Source organism: Streptomyces anandii JCM 4720, assembly GCF_014650655.1.
Classification (GTDB): domain Bacteria; phylum Actinomycetota; class Actinomycetes; order Streptomycetales; family Streptomycetaceae; genus Streptomyces; species Streptomyces anandii.
Map to the genome: position 1 here is coordinate 76,660 of NZ_BMVJ01000002.1, position 3,305 is coordinate 79,964.

A 3,305-nucleotide genomic window follows, 5' to 3' on the forward strand; every position below is an offset into this window, starting at 1 on the left:
TCCCTCACCTCCACCGGCGTGTCGATCGGCTCGCCCGGCTACATGTCCCCCGAGCAGATCCTGGGCAAGGGCGCCACCGGCGCGGCCGACGTCTTCTCCCTGGGCGCGGTCCTCGCCTACGCCGCGACCGGGGCGCCCCCCTTTCCCGGCGACTCCTCGGCGGCGCTGCTCTACAAGGTCGTCCACGAGGAACCCGAACTCGGCGCGCTGGAGGGCGGCATACGGGACCTGGTCGGGGCCTGTCTCGCCAAGGACCCCGCCGCCCGGCCCGCCCCCGCCGACATCGCCCGCCGGCTCGCCCCCGAGGGCACCGCCCGCCTGGTCGCCGGCGGCTGGCTCCCGGGCCGGCTCGTCGAGCAGGTCAGCCGCAGCGCCGTACAACTGCTGAACCTGGAGGCGGGCGGGGAGGTGACGGGCAGCCAGGGCGCCAGGTCCTCCAGGCCGTTGGAGTCCGACAGCGCGTCCGGGCCGGTGGGGTTCAGCAGCGTGTCGGTCGCCTCGGAACGTCCTGCCGCCACCGGGGAGTTCGGGCCCCCGCCCGTCATGCCCGGGACGGTCCCTCCCACACCGCCTCCCGTACCCGCACCCGCGTCCCCACCGCTGCCCACCGCCCCGCCCTTCGGCGTTCCCGAACCACGTGACGCGCCGCCGCAGGAGAGCGTCGCCCCGGCCGGCGCGTCCGGACGGCCCGGATCCGGGCCGTCCGGGCCCGGCCGGTTCTCCGTCACCGTGGCGGCCGGCTCCGCGCCGGGCGACGGCGGCCGGGGCCGCCGGATGAGCTGCAGCGTGGTGCTGGCGGTCGCGGGCGCGCTCGCGGTGGCCACGACCGTGGGCGGAGTACTGCTGTCCCAGCTGCACGGCGACGGTGGCAAGGACGGGGCGAGCAGCGGCGCGCCCCCCGGAAGCACCGGGACCCGGCCGTCCGCGTCGGCGGCGGCCACCGGCGCGGTGCCCGAGGTGTATCTCGGCACCTGGCGGGGAGACGGCACGGTGACCGCGCTCGGACAGGACCTGCCCGGCGGCACCTACGAGATCGTCGTACGGCAGGGCGCGCCCGGCTCCGTCGTCGGCTCGGTCACCCAGACGGACGCCCTCGGCGGTGCGTGCGTCGACGAACTCACCCTCAAGTCGGCCACCGGCACGGAACTGGTGGCCACCGGGCGCGGCCGGAAGGACAACCCCTCCCACTGCGTCCCCGACGCCCACGAGGTGCGGCTGCGCCCGGACGGCGACGACGCGCTGCGGTTCACCTCCGTGGACCCCAAGGCGGGCAACCCGAAGGCCCGCGTGCTGAAGGCGGACTGAGGTCAGCACGGCAAAAGGCCTGGCGTAGGCTGGTTCGGTCCGTCAAGAAGCCCAACGAACCTTGCGAAAGGGACGCCGGTGACCGAGAAGGCCGACCTCACCTCTTTTGATGTCACAGCCGTCCTCGGCCGTGCCGCCGCGGGCGGACGGATCACTCCCGAGGAGGCGCTGGACCTCTACCGCTCCGCGCCGCTGCACGCGCTGGGCGCCGCGGCCGACGCCGTGCGCCGCCGCAAGTACGCGGGCACCGAGCACATCGCGACGTACATCATCGAGCGCAACATCAACTACACCAACGTGTGCGTCACCGCGTGCAAGTTCTGCGCCTTCTACGCCGCGCCCAAGGACACCGCCAAGGGCTGGACCCGCGACCTGGACGACATCCTGCGCCGCTGCGCGGAGACCGTCGAGCTCGGCGGCACCCAGATCATGTTCCAGGGCGGCCACCACCCGGACTACGGCGTGGAGTACTACGAGAAGCACTTCCGCGCCATCAAGGACGCGTTCCCGCAGCTGGTGATCCACTCGCTGGGCGCGTCCGAGGTCGAGCACATGGCCCGGATCAGCGGGGTCTCCGTGGAGGAGGCCATCACCCGCATCCACGAGGCCGGCCTCGACTCCTTCGCCGGCGCCGGCGCCGAACTCCTGCCCGAGCGGCCGCGCAAGGCCATCGCCCCGCTCAAGGAGTCCGGCGAGCGCTGGCTGGAGATCATGGAGACCGCGCACCGGCTGGGCGTGGAGTCCACCTCCACCATGCTGATGGGCACCGGCGAGACCAACGCCGAGCGCATCGAGCACCTGCGGATGATCCGGGACGTCCAGGACCGCACGGGCGGCTTCCGCGCCTTCATCCCGTACACCTACCAGCCCGAGAACAACCACCTGAAGGGCCGCACCCAGGCCACCATCTTCGAGTACCTGCGGATGATCGCCATCGCCCGCCTGTTCCTCGACAACGTCATGCACATCCAGGGCTCCTGGCTGACCACCGGCAAGGACGTCGGCCAGCTCACCCTGCACTACGGCGCGGACGACCTCGGCTCGATCATGCTGGAGGAGAACGTCGTCTCCTCCGCCGGCGCCAAGCACCGCTCCAACCGGATGGAGATCATCGAGCTGATCCGCAAGGCGGACCGCGTCCCGGCGCAGCGCTCGACGACGTACGAGCACCTGGTCGTCCACGACGACCCGGCGAACGACCCGGTCGACGACCGCGTGATGTCCCACATCTCGTCGACGGCGATCTCGGGCGGCACGGCCCACCCCGAACTGAAGCTGCTCGCCTCCAACTGAGCCGGACGTGCTGACGATTCACGCGGCCGGCGAACTCCGCCGTACCTGGGACGACGCCGATCCGCTGAAGGAGGGCGCCGTGGTCGTCGAGGGCGCCAGGGTCGCCGCCGTGGGCACGCTCGCCGAGGTGGAGGAGCGGTTCCCGGGCGCGCGGGTGCGGCGGTGGCCCGGGGTGCTCGGTCCCGCGCGGGTGCACGAGGGGCCGCTTCCGGACGCGCCCAGTCCGCGCGAGCGCGTCCACGCCGTGCTCAAGCTCGGCGCCACCGCCGTCCTGGCCGAACACGCCGCGACGCCCGAACTCCGCCACGCCGCCGAGCGCAACGACGTGGCCGTGCTGCCGGGCGCCCGGCCGGCCGCCGTGGTGGAGGGCGGCCGCGCGGACCTGGCCGTCCTGGACGCGAGCGGCGCGTGCCTGGCGACCGTGTGCGCGGGCCGTCTCGTGCACCGCCGCCGCTGAACGGCGTCCGCTCAGCCCGCGAAGGCCTTCCCGAACGCGCCCGCGCTCTGCGCCACCCCGCTGCACTCCGTCGCCGCGTCGCCGCCGGACGACTCGCCCGCCTGGCAGCTCCGGTCGCGGAAGGCGGACCACATCGACACCCAGGCGATCCCCTTCTTCTCGGCGAAGGAACGCACCCGGGCCGCGTCGGAGAGCGTGAAGGTCTCCCCGGCGATGTCGTTGACGCCGATCATCGAGGTGAGGGCCGTGC

3 protein-coding genes and 1 pseudogene are annotated in these 3,305 nt (G+C 73.5%); 3 read left to right on the forward strand and 1 reads right to left on the reverse strand.

Features of this window, described 5'->3' with window-relative positions:
* The 3 genes from IE249_RS03455 to IE249_RS03465 all read left to right on the forward strand — a co-directional run.
* On the forward strand, positions 1-1,305 hold a 1,305-nt coding region (locus IE249_RS03455; RefSeq protein WP_229857421.1), incomplete at its 5' end, for a serine/threonine-protein kinase.
* Between the two features lie 78 nt (positions 1,306-1,383).
* Entirely contained in the window at positions 1,384-2,598 is a 1,215-nt protein-coding gene (gene mqnC, locus IE249_RS03460; RefSeq protein ID WP_189703292.1) for a cyclic dehypoxanthinyl futalosine synthase, read from the forward strand.
* Between the two features lie 7 nt (positions 2,599-2,605).
* Positions 2,606-3,055 (forward strand): imidazolonepropionase-like domain-containing protein, encoded by a 450-nt coding sequence (locus tag IE249_RS03465; protein ID WP_189703293.1) that lies wholly within the window; start codon positions 2,606-2,608, stop codon positions 3,053-3,055.
* A gap of 11 nt (positions 3,056-3,066) precedes the next feature.
* Here IE249_RS03465 and IE249_RS36025 read toward each other — a convergent pair.
* Positions 3,067-3,305, reverse strand: a pseudogene (locus IE249_RS36025) (hydrolase); the annotation flags it as partial.